Consider the following 1091-nt stretch of genomic DNA (forward strand, 5'->3'; position numbering starts at 1 on the left):
CCTTCTTCCCGAAGATCTCGTTGACGGCCGCGTTCGGCACGGCGAGCCCGACGCTGGGCGGCCTGTTCAAGGCCGGCACGGCGGCCTGGTCGTTCGCGCCGAACATCGCCCTGCCGATCTTCGAGGGTGGCTCGAACATCGCGAACCTCGACTTGGCGCACGTGCAGAAGCGCATCGAGATCGCGAACTACGAGAAGGCGATCCAGACGGCGTTCCGCGAAGTGTCGGACGGGCTGGCGGCACGCGGCACGTATGACCAGGAGATCGCGGCGCTGGCGCGCAACGAGCAGGCGCAGCAGCGTCGCTACGATCTGTCGGACCTGCGCTACCGCAACGGCGTGGACAGCTACTTGACGGTGCTGACCGCGCAGACGGACCTGTACACGGCACAGACCACGCTGATCTCGGCGCGTCTCGCGCGCTGGACCAACTTGGTGGACCTGTATCGCGCGCTGGGCGGCGGCTGGATCGAGCACAACGGCGACCAGCCGCGCGAGGCCGATGCCCCGGTCGACTACAGCAAGCCGGCGGCAGCGGCCGTACCTGCTTCACAGGCGGCCAAGGCAGGCTGAGCGGTCTCCATCGAACTCGCGGCCGCGGCGGCATCGAACTTAAGCCGCCGCCGTCGCGAGCAGGCACCGAGGACCGTGTGCCGTTCCTCTTCACACCCCGGAAGCTTCACGGCTTCCGGGGTGTGTCTTTTCCGGGGCCGGAATATCCGTGATGCGTCATCGACCTGTCGCCGCGCGACATCGGCGGGCGCTGCCCCCGTCGCACGCCGATTCCATCCCACTGCCTTGTCGCAATTCTTCTAGATGCCCGGCCGCGCTTCCGATTGAATAGCGTTCCGAATCAGGCAATTCGTTCGAGGCGCGCCGGCTGGCGCGGACCAAGTCTATTGATCGAGGACGTCGGGAAAATCATGTTCAACTATTCCACCAGCACCATCGAAGCGGTCGATCCGGACCTCTGGCAGGCGATCCAGCAGGAAAACCAGCGCCAGGAAGATCACATCGAGCTGATCGCCTCCGAGAACTACACGAGCCCGGCCGTGATGGCCGCGCAGGGCTCGCAACTGACCAACAAGTACG

Annotated in this window: 1 protein-coding gene and 1 pseudogene; both read left to right on the plus strand. The window is 65.6% G+C overall.

Annotated elements, in window-relative coordinates:
• Positions 1-572: TolC family protein (locus F3J10_RS35770; RefSeq protein WP_167244060.1), on the plus strand; the 572-nt coding region annotated here is incomplete at its 5' end.
• A 350-nt stretch (positions 573-922) separates the two neighbouring features.
• Positions 923-1091: pseudogene (gene glyA, locus F3J10_RS35775) on the plus strand (serine hydroxymethyltransferase); the annotation flags it as partial.

The organism is Burkholderia sp. Cy-637 (genome assembly GCF_011753175.1).
In the GTDB taxonomy this organism is placed as follows: domain Bacteria; phylum Pseudomonadota; class Gammaproteobacteria; order Burkholderiales; family Burkholderiaceae; genus Burkholderia; species Burkholderia gladioli.